General features: G+C 53.1%; 22 protein-coding genes. 11 read left to right on the top strand and 11 right to left on the bottom strand.

Annotated features, from left to right (window positions below):
- Positions 1–20: 20 nt before the first annotated feature.
- The 4 genes from EBC_RS01860 to EBC_RS01845 form a co-directional block, all read right to left on the bottom strand.
- On the bottom strand, positions 21–467 hold the full coding sequence (locus tag EBC_RS01860) for a hypothetical protein (RefSeq protein WP_013200134.1): 447 nt from the start codon (positions 465–467) through the stop codon (positions 21–23).
- An 82-nt stretch (positions 468–549) separates the two neighbouring features.
- Positions 550–810, bottom strand: a complete 261-nt coding sequence (locus EBC_RS01855) for a hypothetical protein (RefSeq protein ID WP_041691844.1) — start codon at positions 808–810, stop codon at positions 550–552.
- A 134-nt stretch (positions 811–944) separates the two neighbouring features.
- On the bottom strand, positions 945–1,208 hold the full coding sequence (locus tag EBC_RS25670; protein WP_013200133.1) for a hypothetical protein: 264 nt from the start codon (positions 1,206–1,208) through the stop codon (positions 945–947).
- 8 nt (positions 1,209–1,216) lie between these two features.
- Positions 1,217–1,495, bottom strand: coding sequence for a Cox family DNA-binding protein (locus tag EBC_RS01845; RefSeq protein ID WP_013200132.1), 279 nt, complete (start codon positions 1,493–1,495; stop codon positions 1,217–1,219).
- Positions 1,496–1,569: 74 nt separating this feature from the next.
- On the opposite strand from EBC_RS01845, the gene EBC_RS01840 reads away from it, so the two are divergent.
- The 3 genes from EBC_RS01840 to EBC_RS01830 all read left to right on the top strand — a co-directional run bounded on the left by EBC_RS01840 (position 1,570) and on the right by EBC_RS01830 (position 3,344).
- Complete coding sequence (locus tag EBC_RS01840) at positions 1,570–1,932, top strand: helix-turn-helix domain-containing protein (protein WP_231853674.1); 363 nt, start codon at positions 1,570–1,572, stop codon at positions 1,930–1,932.
- A gap of 22 nt (positions 1,933–1,954) precedes the next feature.
- On the top strand, positions 1,955–2,254 hold the full coding sequence (locus EBC_RS01835) for a helix-turn-helix domain-containing protein (protein ID WP_041691842.1): 300 nt from the start codon (positions 1,955–1,957) through the stop codon (positions 2,252–2,254).
- Positions 2,255–2,336: 82 nt separating this feature from the next.
- Positions 2,337–3,344 carry a phage integrase gene (locus tag EBC_RS01830; protein WP_013200131.1) on the top strand — a complete coding sequence of 336 codons (1,008 nt, stop codon included), beginning with the start codon at positions 2,337–2,339 and terminating at the stop codon, positions 3,342–3,344.
- Positions 3,345–3,561: 217 nt separating this feature from the next.
- Here EBC_RS01830 and cpxP read toward each other — a convergent pair whose 3' ends face one another.
- A complete protein-coding gene (cpxP, locus tag EBC_RS01825) occupies positions 3,562–4,071 on the bottom strand; it encodes a cell-envelope stress modulator CpxP (RefSeq protein WP_013200130.1) in 510 nt (169 codons plus the stop codon).
- Between the two features lie 150 nt (positions 4,072–4,221).
- Between cpxP and cpxR the strand changes: the two genes are divergently transcribed.
- From cpxR to trmL, 3 genes are read left to right on the top strand one after another with little or no spacing between them, the layout of a single operon-like run.
- Complete coding sequence (cpxR, locus tag EBC_RS01820) at positions 4,222–4,920, top strand: envelope stress response regulator transcription factor CpxR (RefSeq protein WP_013200129.1); 699 nt, start codon at positions 4,222–4,224, stop codon at positions 4,918–4,920.
- Complete coding sequence (gene cpxA, locus EBC_RS01815) at positions 4,917–6,293, top strand: envelope stress sensor histidine kinase CpxA (protein WP_013200128.1); 1,377 nt, start codon at positions 4,917–4,919, stop codon at positions 6,291–6,293. The genes cpxR and cpxA overlap by 4 nt, the downstream gene beginning before the upstream one ends.
- 43 nt (positions 6,294–6,336) lie before the next feature.
- Positions 6,337–6,810: a tRNA (uridine(34)/cytosine(34)/5-carboxymethylaminomethyluridine(34)-2'-O)-methyltransferase TrmL gene (trmL, locus tag EBC_RS01810; RefSeq protein ID WP_013200127.1), complete on the top strand. Its 474-nt coding sequence runs from the start codon at positions 6,337–6,339 to the stop codon at positions 6,808–6,810.
- 3 nt (positions 6,811–6,813) lie between these two features.
- Here the strand turns inward: trmL and cysE are convergent, their stop codons facing one another.
- The 4 genes from cysE to EBC_RS01790 all read right to left on the bottom strand — a co-directional run bounded on the left by cysE (position 6,814) and on the right by EBC_RS01790 (position 9,759).
- Entirely contained in the window at positions 6,814–7,635 is an 822-nt protein-coding gene (gene cysE, locus EBC_RS01805; RefSeq protein WP_013200126.1) for a serine O-acetyltransferase, read from the bottom strand.
- A gap of 68 nt (positions 7,636–7,703) precedes the next feature.
- Complete coding sequence (gene gpsA / locus EBC_RS01800) at positions 7,704–8,723, bottom strand: NAD(P)H-dependent glycerol-3-phosphate dehydrogenase (protein WP_013200125.1); 1,020 nt, start codon at positions 8,721–8,723, stop codon at positions 7,704–7,706.
- Positions 8,723–9,187 carry a protein-export chaperone SecB gene (gene secB, locus EBC_RS01795; protein WP_013200124.1) on the bottom strand — a complete coding sequence of 155 codons (465 nt, stop codon included), beginning with the start codon at positions 9,185–9,187 and terminating at the stop codon, positions 8,723–8,725. Before secB ends, gpsA begins: the two co-directional genes overlap by 1 nt.
- 140 nt (positions 9,188–9,327) lie before the next feature.
- Positions 9,328–9,759 (bottom strand): rhodanese-like domain-containing protein, encoded by a 432-nt coding sequence (locus EBC_RS01790; protein ID WP_013200123.1) that lies wholly within the window; start codon positions 9,757–9,759, stop codon positions 9,328–9,330.
- Positions 9,760–10,086: 327 nt separating this feature from the next.
- On the opposite strand from EBC_RS01790, the gene envC reads away from it, so the two are divergent.
- From envC to EBC_RS01770, 4 genes are read left to right on the top strand one after another with little or no spacing between them, the layout of a single operon-like run.
- Complete coding sequence (gene envC / locus EBC_RS01785; RefSeq protein WP_013200122.1) at positions 10,087–11,394, top strand: murein hydrolase activator EnvC; 1,308 nt, start codon at positions 10,087–10,089, stop codon at positions 11,392–11,394.
- Between the two features lie 3 nt (positions 11,395–11,397).
- Positions 11,398–12,324 (top strand): divergent polysaccharide deacetylase family protein, encoded by a 927-nt coding sequence (locus EBC_RS01780; protein WP_157867999.1) that lies wholly within the window; start codon positions 11,398–11,400, stop codon positions 12,322–12,324.
- A 54-nt stretch (positions 12,325–12,378) separates the two neighbouring features.
- Positions 12,379–13,614 (top strand): glycosyltransferase, encoded by a 1,236-nt coding sequence (locus EBC_RS01775; RefSeq protein WP_013200120.1) that lies wholly within the window; start codon positions 12,379–12,381, stop codon positions 13,612–13,614.
- A complete protein-coding gene (locus tag EBC_RS01770) occupies positions 13,607–14,515 on the top strand; it encodes a hypothetical protein (RefSeq protein WP_013200119.1) in 909 nt (302 codons plus the stop codon). The genes EBC_RS01775 and EBC_RS01770 overlap by 8 nt, the downstream gene beginning before the upstream one ends.
- Positions 14,516–14,557: 42 nt before the next feature.
- On the opposite strand, the gene tdh is transcribed toward EBC_RS01770, so the two are convergent.
- The gene (gene tdh, locus EBC_RS01765; protein WP_013200118.1) at positions 14,558–15,583 is read right to left on the bottom strand and encodes an L-threonine 3-dehydrogenase; all 1,026 of its coding nucleotides are present in this window, start codon (positions 15,581–15,583) and stop codon (positions 14,558–14,560) included.
- Positions 15,583–16,785 carry a glycine C-acetyltransferase gene (locus EBC_RS01760; RefSeq protein WP_013200117.1) on the bottom strand — a complete coding sequence of 401 codons (1,203 nt, stop codon included), beginning with the start codon at positions 16,783–16,785 and terminating at the stop codon, positions 15,583–15,585. Before EBC_RS01760 ends, tdh begins: the two co-directional genes overlap by 1 nt.
- A 231-nt stretch (positions 16,786–17,016) precedes the next feature.
- Between EBC_RS01760 and rfaD the strand changes: the two genes are divergently transcribed.
- The gene (gene rfaD, locus EBC_RS01755; RefSeq protein WP_013200116.1) at positions 17,017–17,949 is read left to right on the top strand and encodes an ADP-glyceromanno-heptose 6-epimerase; all 933 of its coding nucleotides are present in this window, start codon (positions 17,017–17,019) and stop codon (positions 17,947–17,949) included.
- The last annotated feature ends 6 nt before the right edge of the window (positions 17,950–17,955 follow it).

The raw sequence follows: 17,955 nt of genomic DNA, 5'->3' as shown, positions 1-17,955 counted from the left end.
TTCCATAGCTGTGTTTTAAATCAGAATCCGGCAGCGTTCGTTACATGACTACTCGGTATTACGGCATCATCGGCGTGATAGTCTTCAAATGATTGTGGCGCTATCTTCCGGGGATTTTTTAAGGCTTCCTCTTCGCCCGGTGGGCTATAAGGGATTTTATTAGCCAGTTTCTTAATCTCTTTCATTCCGCGAATAACGGTCAGTTTTTCTTTTTCATTCAGCTGCTCGTAATTCAAAGAAACGTGCTTTTCATTTAGCCTGTCCATCTGCAATGGTGAAAGCGTGGCGAGTGAGTTACCAAGCACAAAAATAACCTTGCGCTCCGCCATATTGAGCTTATTGAATGCCAGTGCCATCTTGCTCCCGCCCCGCATCTCGTCCACTTGCTTATGAAATTTTTCAAGGTAAGGCTGGGCAATTGCGGCATAAGGGTTAACCGCCCCACGTCCTCCCGCAATAATCCGCATAGCTTCCACCTCTATCGTTACTTATCAGGCGCACCACTCGTAAATAGTGCCTCTGATAGGCCCGGCGCTGAGCGCCGGATTATTACCAGCTCCCCGCAATAGGGAAATTTCCGCAGCTCACCTTCGAGATCAAACGTTCGATCTCCTCATATGCATCATAATCACAGGCTGCTTTCGCAACAGTCTGCAAACCCTCAAGGCCCACACTTAGTCGAAAAGCGTGATCCGCAGTTGAAGTCGCTCGGACTTCAGCAGCGATACCTGTAGCCGCTTTTAAATTCATTACTTTGATGTGATACGCATTAAGCAGATTATCAGCCAATGTTGTATATTGTTGGCGCATAATTTTTCCCGTTATTTAATTATTTTTCTGTGCGTTTATTACGAATACGACTGCAATGGTCGCGGATCATTAATTGAATTGATTCCAATAATCCATAAGCCACTACAACAAGAGAGATAACAGAAATAATGTCCTCACTCGTTAATGCCTGAAACACTGGTCACCTCCGAAGATGGGGTAAATCTGGAAAGCTTCTCCATCCATTCCTGTTGGGCCGCACATAAGGTATCAATGATTTTTACTGCCTCAGCCTGGGCAAAATCCTGCCCGTAGTAGAGGCCATCTTTAGTCACCTGATAGCGATGGTTGGGATATGCCACTGACCTCGGCAGGCGCTGAATAGTAAACCCCCGGTAGATGCTCAAATGCTTTGTCATGTTAACGATCTGATGGTTCATGTCGGACCTCAAATTCCAAGCCATAACAACCAGGCATCGCGTTGTTCTGTCGGACGGCTGTAATATGCATCCCGCATTGCACGATTGAATTCCGGGAGATATACCATTTTCTCACCGGCACGAGCGTTGGGGTTCTCCGGGTTACGCCATTCGATTAACGGCAGTTTGTTGTTTTCAGCCATCGCTTTAATAGCGGAGGTCGGTTTACCGATCATCTCGCCGAAACGCTGGTATGTAACAGCGTCAATAAGGCTCTTGACCTCGGAAACATCACTAATTGCACTCATCGTGTTAATCTCCTGTTTTGGGTTCCAACTGCTTCTAACTGCTTCCTACGGCTTCTAGCGGCAATTGGATTTAAATGAAACTACAGGTACTGATTTCGGTACTTCCAGTGCAGATTAGTCTTGAGGTTGGTACTTTGTCAATAAATTATGCAAATAGACTGAGGCTTATCCGAAAAGCGGAGAAGCTCACACAGCCCGCCTTCTCCGCTTTAACAGGCGTGGCGCTCAGTTCGATTAAAAATTATGAAACTCAAGGCGTGGATGTTGGGCTAGGGATTATTGAAAGGATCCTCGCTGTAGACCTTTTTAAGAAATACACGCTTTGGCTCATGACCGGCGCAACAGCACCAGAAGCCGGGCAGGTAGCGCCAAAAGGTGCTGAAGAGTTAACCTCACAGGGCGATATAGCTACAGCTGCTATCAAGCAGCCTCGCTAATCAATACAACCTTGAGGAAAATATGAAAAGGGATTATGGAACGAAGATCAGAGCCATCAGGAAGGCTGAGGGATTTACTCAGGCAGCATTCTCCAATGAGACGGACGTTGCTCTCAGCTCAATAAGGAACCTTGAAGCAGGTGGGGATGAAGTTGGCATATCTGTAATCAACAGAATTTTAGATGTCGAACAATTCCAGAAATACACACTTTGGCTAATGATTGGCAAAACTTCTGAGGTCGCCGGACAAATCGCTCCGGCTCTCTCACACTTTGGGCCAGAAAAAACAGACTTACCCCAATTAACCGGCAAGGGTGGTTAGGGTTACATTCTGCTTGGCTGTTAAGCCTTGGCACCACAGCAAACGATGAAGCAGCAAACCCATCAATCAGGAGGCTCAGCTAATGAGCATTAAAACCCTTGATGATGGTCGATATGAAGTGGACATAAGACCGATTGGACGCGAAGGAAAACGAATCCGTCGGAAGTTTGAAAGGAAATCTGAGGCGAAAGCCTTTGAGTTGCACATTATGGCAACGGCAGGTAAGCGCGAAGAGTGGCACAACACGAAGACGGATCGGCGAAAGCTGTCTGAGCTTATTGCGAACTGGTATGACGTTCACGGCATCACCATGAAGAACGGCAAAATCGAGCGGATGCACCTTCTGAAGACAGCCGCGCATTTAGGGGATGTACCTGCCAGCACGCTGACGAAGAAATTACTTCTGAACCTACGCTCGGAAAGACTTAAGCAAGAGGTATCGCCATCCACGATTAACCGCGATATTTACCGCCTCTCAGGCATGTTCACTACTTTGATAATGCTAGGTGAATACAAACAGGCAAATCCCGTCAGGGAGCTTCCTGCGCTTAAACAGGCGGCACCTGAAGTTATTTTCCTTATGCCTGAGCAAATCACCCAGTTACTGGAAAGGCTGGAGGGTGATGACCTTAGGGTAGCACTCTTGTGCCTGAGTACCGGTGCGAGGTGGAGTGAAGCCGCTAATCTTGAGGCAATCCGAGTGCGGATGCAGCGGGTTCATTTTTTCGCAACGAAGAATGGTAAAAACCGGACTGTTCCAATCTCAGCTGAACTTGAAAAGACCATAAAAACGAAGATCAGCGGCAAGCTGTTTAACGTAGATTATGAAAATTTTCGGCAGCAGTTGCGTGAGGTCATACCTGATTTACCACGTGGCCAGGCAACACACGTATTGCGCCACACGTTCGCCAGTCACTTCATGATGAACGGGGGTAATATCATCACACTGAGGGATATTCTCGGCCATTCCAAAATAGAGCAGACGATGATATACGCGCATTTTGCACCGGACTTCCTTCAACATGCGGTGACGCTAAATCCACTGCGCGGTGGAGTTGAAGCGGGTGAACTTGGTTCAGGTCCGGAGTAATTTCTAATACCGGCATACATGGTCACTTCTGCCCATAGGGAGTGACCACATTGCGACCACATCCTAACTGGTACCAGTTGCTTCTAACTGCTTACAGGTTTTTTTAAGTGACTGTATTGGAAGGGAATGACAGGTAAGTCATTGAAAAAAAACCCCCTCATCATGAGGGGGAAAGACAGGGATGGTGTCTATGGCAAGGAAAAACAGGGATACTATGTTACTGGTTACTGCCGGTACTACTCACTGCCTGCAGCGATGACGCCTGCTGCATGTTCGTTAGCTTGCGCATTTCACTCATGCGCTGCTGATGTTTCTCATTTAAAACGTCCTGCTGGGCTGGTGTTAACAGGTGGTACATCTGGTTGCGTATCCGGGCCATTTCTACCTGCCGCGAGACTTCCGCCTGTGCAATCTTATCCAGCTGAGCTTTGTAGGCCGCTTCATCAAATTTATCTGCAATAATCTTCTCGTGCAGTTGTTCTAAATCGTTAATACTTATGGAAGAACGTTCATGACGCGCCTGTTGCATCAAATCTCGCATCTGTTGACGCTGCTGTTCGGTGAGATTGATGCCATCAAACATGTGACTCTGCGGAATTTGCGTCATACTGCGTGTCGCCGCATTGTCTTGATGCATCTCGTCAGTCGTCGTCACTGCTGCAGAACAGGCGGCGGAGAAACTGATTATCAGCGCCGGAACCACAACGACGGCGGTAACTTTGCGCATCGTTTACTCCCAGGTTGGTTTCCATTTTCGATTCAACGAGAGCCAGTCTACGGCGTCCGCTGCAAACATGCGTCAGCCGGTGTAAAACTACGTAAAGTCATGGAATGACAGCATTCGTTCACGGTATTTTGCCTGCGGAGGGCAATAAAAATGAATAAAATCCTGTTGGTTGACGATGACCGCGAATTGACTTCGCTGCTGAAAGAATTACTTGAAATGGAAGGGTTTGACGTTCTGGTTGCCGGCGACGGCGAGCAGGCACTCACCCTGATTGATAACACGATAGATCTCTTACTGCTCGACGTCATGATGCCGAAGAAAAACGGTATCGACACCCTGAAAGAATTGCGTCAACAGCACCAGACGCCGGTCATTATGCTGACGGCGCGCGGAAGCGAGCTGGATCGCGTTCTGGGCCTCGAACTGGGTGCAGATGACTACTTGCCTAAGCCATTTAACGATCGCGAACTGGTGGCGCGTATACGCGCTATTTTACGCCGTTCAAACTGGAGCGAGCAGCAACAGCAACACGATAACAGCTCACCGACGCTGGAAGTCGATCACCTGCGCCTGAATCCAGGCCGCCAGGAAGCCAGCTTCGACAGCCTGACGCTGGATTTGACCGGGACAGAGTTCACGCTTCTGTATCTGCTTGCCCAGCACCTTGGACAGGTGGTCTCCCGCGAACATCTGAGCCAGGAAGTGCTTGGAAAACGCCTGACGCCGTTCGATCGCGCGATCGATATGCATATCTCTAACCTGCGCCGGAAACTGCCGGACCGCAAAGATGGTCATCCCTGGTTTAAAACCCTGCGTGGCCGCGGCTATCTGATGGTTTCCGCTACATGATTTCAAGCCTGACCACCCGCATCTTCGCTATTTTCTGGCTGACCCTGGCACTGGTGTTGATGCTGGTTTTAATGGTGCCAAAGCTGGATACCCGTCAGATGACGCCGCTGCTGGATAACGAGCAGCGTCAGGGCACCATGATTGAACAACACGTTGAAGCGGAGTTGATGCAGGATCCGCCCAACGACCTGATGTGGTGGCGCAGACTGTTTCGCGCAATCGACAAATGGGCTCCGCCTGGTCAACGGCTTTTACTGGTCACCAGTGAGGGTCGCGTGATCGGCGCACAGCATAACGAAATGCAGGTGATCCGTAATTTTATCGGCCAGTCTGATAACTCCGATCATCCGCAGAAAAAGAAATACGGCCGCGTTGAGATGGTTGGCCCCTTCTCGGTTCGCGACGGAGAAGATAACTACCAGCTTTACCTGATCCGCCCGGCGGGCAGCTCACAGCTGGACTTTATCAATCTGTTATTTGACCGTCCTCTGCTGCTGCTGATTGTCACCATGCTGATCAGCTCGCCATTGCTGCTTTGGCTGGCCTGGAGCCTCGCTAAACCGGCCCGTAAGCTCAAGCATGCTGCCGATGATGTGGCGGCCGGTAACTTGCGTCAGCGTCCCGAACTGGAATCCGGCCCGCAGGAGTTCCTGGCAGCCGGTGCCAGCTTCAACCAGATGGTCAGCGCCCTGGAAAGAATGATGACCGGTCAGCAACGTCTGCTGTCGGATATCTCACATGAACTGCGTACGCCTCTGACTCGCCTGCAGCTGGCCACCGCGCTGATGCGCCGCCGTCAGGGCGAAGGCAAAGAGTTGCAGCGTATCGAGATGGAAGCACAGCGGCTCGATGGCATGATCAACGACCTGCTGGTGCTCTCCCGCACTCAGCATAAAAATGCGCTGGTCAGTGAAGCGATGAAAGCCAACCAGCTGTGGTCCGGCGTGCTGGATGATGCCAAGTTTGAAGCCGAGCAGATGGGCAAAACGCTGGACGTGCCCTATCCGCCTGGCCCATGGCCGCTGTACGGTAACCCGAGTGCGCTGGACAGCGCGCTGGAGAATATCGTCCGCAATGCGCTGCGCTACTCCTACTCCAAAATCGCCGTCAGTTTTTCGGTGGATAAACAGGGCATTACCATCCACGTCGATGATGATGGTCCAGGCGTCAGCGCGGAAGATCGTGAGCAGATTTTCCGGCCGTTCTACCGCACTGATGAAGCGCGCGACCGTGAATCCGGTGGAACCGGGCTGGGTCTGGCGATTGTCGATACCGCCATCCAGCAACACCGGGGTTGGGTCAAAGCGGATGACAGCCCGCTGGGCGGTCTGCGTCTGACAATCTGGTTGCCGCTCTATTCCAGCAAAGCCTGATTGTTTGCTATGCTTCGGCCCTCGCTAATGAGGGCCGTTGTCGATGCTGAATATCGTTTTATTTGAACCTGAAATCCCACCCAATACCGGGAATATCATCCGTCTTTGCGCCAATACCGGCTTTCAACTGCACCTGATTGAGCCGCTGGGCTTTGCCTGGGATGATAAGCGCCTGCGCCGTGCCGGGCTCGATTACCATGAGTTCACCGCCATCAAACATCACGCTGACTATGCCGCGTTTCTGTCTGCAGAAGCGCCACAGCGGCTGTTTGCGCTCACCACAAAAGGCACGCCCGCGCACAGCGCGGTGAGTTATCAGCCGGGTGATTACCTGTTGTTTGGACCGGAAACGCGGGGATTGCCAGCCGACATTCTCAATGCGCTGCCGGCACAGCAGAAGATCCGAATCCCGATGCAGCCGGACAGCCGCAGCATGAATTTGTCTAATGCCGTCTCAGTGGTGGTATACGAGGCGTGGCGCCAGCTGGATTACGCTGGCGCAGTGGTGAAGGCGTAAACGTCAGATCCCGTCGCCGAATTCGAAGCCCGGCACGGTTCCATTGAAGTGCTGATCCATTTCCATCGAAGGCTTGTCGCTGCTCGGCTTGCCAACGATGCGGGCAGGAACGCCAGCTGCGGTGGTATGTGGCGGAACCGGTTGCAGCACTACCGAACCGGCACCAATTTTCGCCCCGCGCCCCACTTCGATATTGCCGAGGATTTTCGCTCCTGCCCCGATCATCACCCCTTCGCGAATTTTCGGATGGCGATCGCCGCTGGTTTTGCCGGTACCGCCCAGCGTAACGGATTGCAGGATCGAGACATCGTCTTCAACCACCGCCGTTTCGCCAATGACAATGCCGGTGGCGTGATCGAGCATGATGCCGCGACCAATTTTGGCCGCCGGATGAATATCCACCGCAAACGAGACCGACACTTCGTTCTGCAGATACACCGCCAGCGCGCGTCGTCCTTCATTCCATAGCCAGTGACCAATACGATAGGCCTGTAAGGCATGAAAGCCTTTCAGGTACAGCAAGGGCGTGGAGTATTTATCGATTGCCGGGTCACGCTGACGGACGGCCTGGATATCACAGGCTGCCGACTGGATCATCGACGGGTCCTGATTATAGGCTTCCTGCACGATTTCACGGATGGCGATGGCAGGCATGATCGGATTGGCCAGCTTGTTGGCGAGCATATAGCTCAGCGCACTGCCCAGATCGTCATGCTTCAGCAACGTTGCGTGGTAAAAACTGGCCAGCATCGGTTCGCAGTCAGCCAGGGCCCGCGCTTCCGCTTTGATATAATCCCAGACCAGTTCAGGTTCTACACACGGCATTGCTCTCTCCACATCAAAAAATAGCGCCCGGCGACTGCCTGCGCGCTATATCAGTTTGCATCCCTTTCTCAACTGGCGCTGTTTTCGTCTTTCCTTGTGCGCCCAAGTAAGCTCAATGCTGCCTCTCGCGCATTTTTTTCGCAATACAGAACCTGATAAATTTGCTCGGTTATTGGCATCTCCACGCCGCAGCGCGCAGCCAGAGCCTTAACCTCTTTAGTATTTCGGAAACCTTCCACTACCTGACCGATGGTTGTTTGCGCCGCTTCCACGTCAATTCCCTGCCCCAGCATCATGCCAAAGCGCCGATTGCGTGACTGATTATCGGTACAGGTCAGCACCAGGTCGCCTAATCCCGCCATGCCCATAAAGGTGGTGGGATCGGCACCGAGAGCGGTGCCCAGACGGGTCATTTCAGCGAGGCCACGGGTAATTAATGCGGTACGTGCATTGGCACCAAAGCCAATTCCATCGGAGATGCCCGCGCCAATAGCGATCACGTTTTTCACCGCGCCGCCGAGCTGGACGCCAACAAAGTCTGGATTGTTATACACACGGAAGCTTTTACCGCAATGCAGCAGCGTCTGCAGGTCATCAGCAAATTCGCTGTCCGTTGCCGCCAGGGCAATCGCCGTCGGCAGACCCGCCGCCAGTTCTTTGGCAAAAGTCGGGCCCGAGATCACTGCCAGCGGAATATCCGGACCGAGGATCTCACGCGCGACATCCTGCAGCAAACGTCCGGTCTCTTTTTCCAGGCCTTTCGTGGCCCAGACAATGCGGGAGTCAGCGCGCAGATGCGGTTTGATTTGCTGTAATACATCGCCGAACACATGGCTGGGAACCACCACCAGCAGATCGCGACTGGCAGCAATCGCACTGGCCAAATCGGTTTCAAGGCTCAACGAATCAGGGAAAGGAACATCGGGCAGGAAAGCCGCATTACAGCGGTCAGCCTGAAGCTGAGCCTGATGGTGTGGGTTGTGTCCCCACAGCACCACGTTGTGCCCGTTTCGAGCCAGCGTGATGGCTAAAGCGGTGCCGTAAGATCCGGCACCGAGGACGCTCATTGAAGCGTTAGCGTGAGGCATTATGCATCCTGTTGAGGAGCGGCGCCTTCGTTTGACTGCTGAAGATAGTTCATGAACAGCGCGTCAAAGTTCACTGGCGCCAGGTTAAGCTGCGGGAAGGTACCGCGTGAAACCAGGCTGGTGATGCATTCGCGAGCATAAGGGAACAGGATGTTCGGCGAGTATGCACCGAGGCAATGCGCCATCTGGTTACCGTCGATACCGGAGATAGAGAAAATACCTGCCTGCTGAACTTCACACAGGAACGCAGTATCTTCGCCCACGGTTGCCGTTACGGTCACACGCAGTACGACTTCATACACGTCTTCTGCCAGCTGGCTGGAAGCCGTATCCAAATCCAGTTTCACTTCTGGTTCCCACTCTTTCTGGAAAACCTGAGGCGCGTTAGGCGCTTCAAAAGAGATATCCTTGGTGTAAATACGCTGGATCTGGAAAGCCATCTCGGTGTTGTTTTGCTCTGACATGTTACGTAATCCTATTGGTTAATAATCCGTTATTTCGCCACTCGCCCGTCTTATTTAAGTAGCGGGTCGAGGCCAGAAAAGCCATCTAGCGCGAACTGGTCTTCACAGCCAACAAAGTGCTGCGCATCACTACATCAGTCTTACTTTCCACGTACCAGCGGCAGGTTTTCACCACTCCAACCGGAGACGCCATCTTTCAGTATGGAGACGTTTTCAAAACCGGCCGCGTTCAGCTGAGCAGCGGGTTCTGCAGCGGATGTGCCGTTGGCACACACCACGATAATCGGTTGCGCTTTGTGCTTCTCTAATTCGCCAAAGCTGCCTTTTTTGATGTCAGCGGCCAGCACGTTGATGGCATTGGAGATATGGCCCTTACGGTAGTCATCACGCCCACGCACGTCGACCACCACGGCTTCTTCTTTATTAATTAAACGGGTTGCTTCACCGCGGCTAATCGTTTTTATCTTGGAGAACATACCCTTAACGGTAGTCACGATCACCAAAACCAACAGGACAACCCACGCCAGACTAAGAATGGTGTGGCTGCCTGCGAACTGCATAATATCTTGCATGAGGGGTAACAACTCCCGAAAGGGTTAATAAGCTAAAACAAGGCTTCTGAGTATACCTGCCAGTATTGTCATGTACAGTCATGAAGCCGTCAGAGTTGCGTTTTCTGAGGCAGATTCCCAAAAAAAATTGCCTTAAGTGTAAATGCCCGTGTCAGTGCGAGTTCGCTGCAATCCTGAGCGGTTATTTGTTGTGCAAATCTGCCTGACACTTCCCCGCAGGATCGCCTGCCCAGCGACCGGTTTCAGGCAACGCTGTCACTGGTGGAAATGCAAAAGCCGGGACAGATGGCTGGTAAGCTGCTGTTCATCGTGGAATAATCTGGTCCTATGAGGGAAAAAGCGCCAGTTTCATCTTTACGAGCACAGGGTAACGGATCTGCCACAGGCGTTCTGTTGCGATCTCATGTGTTCTGCCTGTCTGCCAGCGTACTTTGCGCCGGTCTTTTGCTGTCGTCTTTTGCCACCCACGCGGCCGACGATAACAAGTCGCAGCTCTCCAGCCTGCAGCAGGATATTGCAGCGAAAGAGAAGAGCGTTTTGCAGCAAAAGCAGCAACGCGGCAAGCTGTTGGCGCAGCTGACCAGCCAGGAAAAGATCATTGCTCAGGCCAGCCGCCAACTGCGTGAAACCCAAATCACCCTCACCGGGCTGAATAAGGACATTTCATCGCTGACCGCCTCGATCAGCAAGCTGGAGGCGCAACAAGCCAGTCAGGAAAAGCTGCTTGCCGAGCAGCTCGATGCGGCTTTCCGTCAGGGACAACACAGCGGCGTCCAGCTGATCCTCAGCGGCGAAGAGAGCCAGCGCAGCGAGCGCATCCTTTCCTACTTTGGCTATCTTAACGATGCCCGCCAAAAATCAATTGATGACCTGAAAAAGACCCGCAGCGACCTCTCTGCGCAGAAAGCGTCTTTGGTGGATAAACAGGCGCAGCAGAAATCCTTACTCGACCAGCAGCAGTCGCAACAGCAGAAGCTGGAAGGTGCGCGCGTTGCCCGTAAGAAAACGCTGACCACGCTGGAGTCGTCTCTCGAAAAAGATCAGGCGCAGTTGGTCGATATGCGGGAAAACGAAAGCCGCCTGCGCGACAAAATTGCCAAAGCTGAACGGGAAGCCAAAGCCCGGGCAGAGAAAGAAGCGCGCGAGGCGGAAAAAGTCCGTCAGCGTCAGGCTCAGGCGAAGAGCAAAGGCACCACCTACAAACCGACCGAAGGTGAGCGTTCATTAATGGCGCGCACCGGCGGATTAGGCCGTCCTTCTGGCCAGGCCGTATGGCCGGCGCGCGGCACGATTGAACATCGCTTCGGCGAACAGCTGCAGGGTGAGCTACGCTGGAAAGGCCTGGTGATTGACGCACCTGAAGGCACCGAAGTGAAAGCCATTGCCGATGGCCGCGTTCTGATGGCCGACTGGCTACAGGGCTACGGTCTGGTGGTGGTGGTAGAACACGGCAAAGGGGATATGAGCCTTTACGGCTACAACCAAAGTGCGCTGGTGAGCGTGGGAACTCAGGTTAAGGCAGGACAGCCAATCGCACTGGTCGGGACCAGTGGCGGCCGGGGCACGCCTTCACTCTATTTCGAAATCCGACGCCAGGGACAGGCCGTCAATCCACTTCCGTGGTTAGGAAAATAACTTTTGTCACACCTCCGCAAAATGAGTGGCGTGCTGGCAGGCCTGTTAATGGCCTGTACGGCACACGCCGGAAAACTCTCTATCGTCATTGATGATTTTGGTTATCGTCCGAAGGAAGAGAATCAGGTTTTGCAGATGCCGAAGAACATCTCTGTCGCGGTTCTGCCTAACGCCACCCACGCCCGTGAAATGGCGACCAAAGCCCACCAGCTGGGTCACGAAGTGCTGATCCATCTGCCGATGGCGCCCCTGAGCAAACAACCGCTGGAAAAAGACACCCTGCGCCCGGACATGTCCAGTTCGGAGATCGCGCGTATTATTCGTGAAGCGGTGGCCGATGTGCCTTTTGCGGTCGGCCTGAACAACCATATGGGCAGCGCGATGACCTCCAGTCTGCCAGGGATGCAGAAGGTGATGCAGGTACTGGATCACTACAATTTCTACTTCCTCGACAGCATGACCATCGGTAACAGCCAGTCAACGCGCGCCGCCGCCGGAACCAGCGTCAAGGTGCTCAAGCGCCGCGTGTTCCTCGACGATACGCAGAACGAAGCGGATATCCGCAAGCAGTTCACGCGTGCGGTGCGCCTGGCCCAGCGCGATGGCTCAGCCATTGCCATCGGCCATCCGCATCCCACCACCGTCAGGGTATTGCAGGAAATGCTGCCAACGCTTCCGGCAGACGTGACGCTGGTTCGTCCAAGCCAGTTGCTGAATGAGCCCCAATCCACCGGCCGCCAGCCGTTGCCACCGGCTGAAAAACCGCGTAATCCGTTCCACGGCGTGAAAAGCTGTCCGGTGAAGATTGCACCGGTTCCGGCAACCCGTGCACTGAGCGTGGTGGCTGAAAGTATTGGCAACAGCGCGGGCATGCGTTATATCGATACGCACTTTAGCGGGTTGAAGCTCGATATCGGGACCCAACCTTAATTTTTCTGCAGCGTCCCTGACTGAAGGGACGCAGGCCCAGAGAGTCGCGGACACATGGAAGATCAGCGTAAAAAAATTCTGTTGCTGGATACCGGAAATGAATGGGGTGGCGGCACCAACAGCATGCTTGAGCTGTTGAAGCGTATCGACCGCAGTCAGTTCGATATCCGCTGCTGCTTCTACCATAATTACCGCCGTGGTAAAGGTGATACCATTGCTGACGTGCTGGAAGCGCTCGGCATCCCGGTGATGTTTATTCCGCAACGCAAGCAACCTCGCTGGGCGAAAGTCTGCAAAGAACTGCTGCGATCGCTGGTATTTTTCAACCGTTCTTTACGGCTGAAAACGACCCGTTGGGTGGATATGCTTTGGCGCATCAAGCCCAATGCGAAACGTATTGCCGAGGCGATTTCCCGCCAAAATATTGATTTGCTCTACATGAATAATCAGCCGGGATCGAACGCTGAAGGCTATCTTGCCGCCGAAGGTTTACCGATTACCCTGGTGCAGCATTGCCGCATTGAACCGGTCCTGAACCGCGAATTGGTCGGGATGGTGAATCAGCGCGCGGATGCAATCATCGCTGTATCAAACGGCGTCCGCGAAGTGCTGATCGCCCATGGCGTCGTGGCCGAAAAATGCTTCACCGTATTCAATGCTATCGACATCTGGCAACCGCTGCCCTCCCGCGATGCGATGCGGCAACAGCTGCTGGCGCTGGATAACCGCACCTTTGTGTTTGGCAGTATCGGATCGTTAATCCCCCGCAAATCCAATCACCATATTCTGCAGGCGCTGGAAAAGTTTGCCGCATCCTTCCCCCAAGCCGACTGGCGGATGGTGATCCTCGGCGAAGGCCCGGAAGAAGCGGCGTTAAAACGTCAGGCGGCTCAGGCCGGTATTGCGGATCGGGTGATTTTCACCGGTTTTCGCCCCAATGCCCTGGAATATCTGGCCGCGCTGGATGTGTTTATTCTGGCGTCCAAAAGTGAAGGGTTGCCGCGCGTGGTGCTGGAAGCCATGTTGCTCAATACCGCGGTGATTGGCTCGAAAGTCACCGGCACCGCCGAGCTGATCTCGCCGGATAAAACGGGCTTGTTGTTCGATTACGGCGATACCGATACCCTGTTTGAGCAGATGAAGACGCTGTATCTTGATGCGGAAAAACGCACGACATTATTGCAACAGGCCAACGCCAACGTGAAAGCGCACTATGCTATTGAGCATTACGTCGCAGGCGTGGAATCTATTTTGAAAAATGCGTCACATGGAAACTCTTCGCATGTTTGAATTCCTGAACCCTCAGTTCCGCCACATTCGTTCGCGCCATAACCTCTCTTATCAGCAGAAAGAGGTGCAAGGCGCAACACCGGTCACTTCCATTGTCATTCCCTGTACGGGCGCTGACTTTGTCGAAGAAGCGACCTTAAGCGCGTTATTTGCATCACGTTTTGCGCCTGATGCAGAAGAGATTGTCATCGTCTCCGATCAGCCTGCCGCACAGTTTGGCGAGCTGCCGGCGAAAACCCGGGTGGTGACGCTGGACGTGCCGTTACGGGAAGAGAACTACCGCTATAAACAAATTTACCGCAGTCGTTTGATTAAAATCCAGGCACCTCTCCATGCGAGGACAAAGGGGATTTTGATGATCGACTCCGATCTTAATCTGCTGAAAATGCCTGATATTAAGGTGCTGGATGGCCATATATATTCCAGTTTCCGCCAGGGTAAAATGATCGCAAAACTGATGAGCGCACCAGAGTCACGCAGGCCAGGTTATTATCGCAACTGCATTCGTCCAAGACTGGTGGATCATGTGAACAGTGCATTTCTTGTCGCGACTAAAGAAACCTGGGGCCGCTTATGCCCGATGTGGTTAGCGATGTTTGAAGATACCTGGCGAATGATGGATGACTCTCAGCCGCCAACGGATCAGCTCCCTCTGGCAGCACTGTTGGATATGATGGATTTTAAGACCGTTAATTTAGGCGATTGGGTTAACTGGCCGGTTTCCAAGAAGATTGGTGGCAGCACCGCAGTGGTCCCAAAAGAGGTGGTTGGTGCGCATGGCGGCTTCCCGCTTTCGGAATGGCAAAAGTATCTGCAGTCATCCGATACGCCATTGACCTTTAAAGGTCAGGATTACACCCGCAAAGTGCGCTATCTGACGGATGCCGAAAAGCTCAAGTAGCATTGTAAATTGGGTCGGCCCATTGCCGACCCAACAGATTGATTACCAGTCCAGAATCACCTTGCCTGAAAGGCCCGAGCGCATTTGATCAAACCCCGCCTGAAAATCATCAATCCCAAAGTGATGGGTAATGATCGGCGTGATATCCAGCCCGGACTGGATTAATGCCGCCATTTTGTACCAGGTCTCGAACATTTCCCGGCCATAAATCCCTTTGATAAACAGTCCCTTGAAAATCACCTGATTCCAGTCAATCGACATCTCTGAAGGGGGAATGCCGAGTAATGCAATGCGGCCACCGTTATTCATCACGCTTAACAGCGTTCTGAACGCTGCCGGTGCGCCGGACATCTCCAGTCCTACGTCAAATCCTTCGGTCATGCCCAGTTCCTGCATCACGTCCACCAGCTTTTGCTGGCTGACGTTCACCGCGCGGGTCACCCCCATCTTGCGGGCCAGATCGAGGCGATAGTCATTCACGTCGGTGATCACCACAAGCCTGGCGCCGACATGACGGCAGATTGCTGCCGCCATAATGCCAATCGGGCCGGCACCTGAAATCAGCACATCTTCGCCGACCAAATCGAATGACAGCGCCGTATGCACCGCATTACCAAAAGGGTCGAAAATCGCTGCCAGCTCATCAGAAATGTTGTCGGGAATACGAAAGGCATTAAACGCGGGGATCGCCAGGTATTCCGCAAAGCAGCCCTGCCGGTTAACGCCAACGCCGACCGTATTGCGGCAAAGATGGGTTTTCCCCGCCCGGCAGTTTCGGCAGTGGCCACAGGTAATATGCCCTTCCCCGGAAACCCGATCGCCCAGCGAGAAGCCCTTCACTTCCTGACCGATCCCGACCACTTCACCAACATATTCATGCCCGGTGATCATCGGCACGGGAATGGTTTTCTGTGACCATTCATCCCAGTTATAGATATGCACATCCGTGCCGCAAATGGCGGTTTTACGAATTTTGATCAGCAGGTCATTGTGACCCGGCTCGGGGACAGGCGCATCGTGAACCATCCAGATCCCTTCTTCCGCGCGCAGCTTCGCTAATGCTTTCATCACGCCTCCTTAATCACGCCAAGCTTTTTGCCAATCCGGCTGAAAGCATCCACCGCATGGACTAACTGCTCATGGCTGTGTCCCGCCGAGATTTGCGTGCGGATCCTTGCCTGCCCTTTCGGCACCACGGGATAGAAGAAGCCGGTGACGTAGATGCCTTCCTGCTGCAACAGCCGGGCAAATTCCTGCGCTACTTTCGCTTCGCCAAGCATCACCGGAATAATGGCGTGATCGGCGCCGGCCAGGGTAAACCCGGCTTTGGTCATTTCGGCACGGAAAAATTTTGCGTTGTCCCACAGACGCTGACGTAAACCATCTCCTTCGGTCAGCATATCCAGCACACGTATTGAGGCGGCAACAATGGCCGGCGCCAGCGAATTCGAGAACAGATAAGGACGGGATCGCTGGCGAAGCCATTCGATCACCTCTTTTTTAGCCGCCGTGTAGCCACCCGAAGCGCCACCCAGCGCTTTGCCCAGCGTACCGGTGATGATATCGACCCGGCCCATCACCTCGCAGTATTCGTGCGTGCCCCGACCGCCTGCGCCCACAAAGCCAACGGCATGAGAATCATCGACCATCACCAGCGCGCCAAAGCGATCCGCCGCATCACAGATGCCCTTAAGGTTGGCGATCACGCCATCCATGGAGAAAACGCCGTCGGTGGCGATCATGATATGGCGCGCGCCGGCCGCTTTGGCTTCTTCCAGCCGCGCTTCCAGTTCCGTCATATCGTTGTTGGCGTAACGGTAACGTTTAGCTTTGCATAACCGTACGCCATCAATAATCGACGCGTGATTCAACGCGTCAGAAATAATCGCATCTTCCGGCCCAAGCAGCGTTTCGAACAAACCGCCGTTAGCATCAAAGCAGGAGGAATAGAGAATGGCATCTTCCATGCCCAAAAATTCCGCCAGCTGATTTTCCAGCTGTTTATGGCTGTCCTGCGTGCCGCAAATAAAGCGTACCGACGCCATGCCAAATCCGTGGCTGTCCATGCCTTCCTTCGCCGCGGCGATCAGGGCGGGATGATTAGCCAAACCCAGGTAATTATTTGCGCAGAAGTTAACGACTTTCCCGCCGCCTTCCAGTTCGATATTGGCCTGTTGCGCGGAGGTAATCAGGCGTTCGGACTTAAACAGCCCTTCCGCCTCGACTTCCCGTAATTGTTGCGTAAGTTGCTGATAAAATGGCGATGACATTTTCATACTCCGAAACAGGCTTAGTAGCGGAATATCTTACTGAAGGGCAAGGGATGGGACGAGGATACAGATCGTGTAGTGTGATTTTCGCAGCATAATTAACGCCAGCTTCCAACAATTACATTCCGTTACGGAGTCATCTGGCTGTCTGACGCCGCATCAGATGTTATGATAAGAGGCATTAGCGTGTGAAACCTCCCGTTTCACCCCCCTGTTTAAAGGTTAATGCTCATGATTATCGTCACCGGCGGCGCAGGACTTATCGGTAGCAACATTATTAAAGCGCTGAATGACAAAGGCCATACCGATATCCTGGTGGTCGACAACCTGAAAGACGGCACCAAATTCGTCAATCTGGTGGATTTGAATATTGCCGATTACATGGATAAAGAAGACTTTCTGATCAGCATTCTGGCCGATGAAGATTTCGGCGATGTTGAAGCGATCTTCCATGAAGGCGCCTGCTCATCCACCACCGAGTGGGACGGCAAGTACATGATGGACAACAACTATCAGTACTCCAAAGAGCTGCTGCACTACTGCCTCGAGCACGAAATCCCGTTTCTGTATGCCTCTTCCGCAGCCACTTACGGCGGCCGCAACGATAACTTTATCGAAGAGCGCCAGTATGAAGAGCCGCTGAACGTCTACGGCTATTCCAAAATGCTGTTCGATCACTATGTCCGTCAGATCCTGCCGGAAGCGGGTTCGCAGGTCTGTGGTTTCCGCTACTTCAATGTGTATGGTCCGCGTGAAGGCCATAAAGGCAGCATGGCCAGCGTGGCTTTCCACCTGAACACCCAGTTAAACAACGGCGAAAATCCCAAGCTGTTTGAAGGCAGCGACACCTTTAAGCGTGATTTTATCTACGTGGAAGATGTGGCGTCGGTGAACCTGTGGTTCTGGGAAAATAACGTTTCCGGCATCTTCAACTGCGGTACCGGTCGTGCCGAGTCGTTCCAGGAAGTGGCCGATGCGGCGCTGAATTTCCATCAGAAAGGGGAAATCGAATACATTCCTTTCCCGGAAAAACTGAAGGGACGCTACCAGGCCTACACCCAGGCGGATCAAACCAACCTGCTGGCAGCGGGCTATGATAAGCCGTTCAAAACCGTCGCTGAAGGCGTCGCTGAATATATGGCATGGCTGAACCGCAAGGCGTAACGGGAC

This window comes from Erwinia billingiae Eb661 (genome assembly GCF_000196615.1).
Taxonomy (GTDB): domain Bacteria; phylum Pseudomonadota; class Gammaproteobacteria; order Enterobacterales; family Enterobacteriaceae; genus Erwinia; species Erwinia billingiae.
The sequence above is the reverse complement of the archived record's forward strand: the minus strand, read 5'-3'. Positions and strand labels throughout refer to the sequence as shown.